Origin of the sequence: Corallococcus sp. CA041A (assembly GCF_003612075.1) — a bacterium.
Classification (GTDB): domain Bacteria; phylum Myxococcota; class Myxococcia; order Myxococcales; family Myxococcaceae; genus Corallococcus; species Corallococcus exiguus.
This window is the reverse complement of the sequence record NZ_RAWF01000728.1, coordinates 1-405: the sequence shown is the minus strand read 5'-3', so window position 1 is coordinate 405 and position 405 is coordinate 1. Positions and strand designations below refer to the sequence as shown.

1 protein-coding gene is annotated in these 405 nt (G+C 64.4%); it reads right to left on the bottom strand.

The window, feature by feature from the left end; all coding sequences use genetic code 11:
- Positions 1 to 405: AAA family ATPase (locus D7V77_RS42845; protein WP_158624608.1), on the bottom strand; the 405-nt coding region annotated here is incomplete at both ends.

Sequence of the window (405 nt, the reverse complement as noted above, 5' to 3'; positions counted from 1 at the left end):
GCCTGTACATGCTCGAGCAATACTACTGCCTTCTTCCCCGTGTTCTGTCCACCCATGGCATCCATCACAGCCATGTTCTTGGCGTCCTTGAGCGCCTCCAGGATCGAGGCCTGGGACAGCCCAGTCAGCACTCCGGCCGCCTGATCCACCCAAGACACCGGATCCCCTTCACCGAGGAAGCCGGCGTGCTCGGACGCCCACCAGGCCACCACATCTCGAACGACGTCGCCGTCGGGCAGCCCAATCTCCACACGCGTCCCGAAGCGCCCACCGCGCACGGCTGCAGCGTCGATCATGTCCGGATTGTTTGTCGCCGCGATCCACACCACGTCCTGCAGCATGCCGCCGGCGCCGTCGATGAGTTGCAGCAGAGCGTTGGTAGCCTCCTTGGTCGCGCTCATCGAG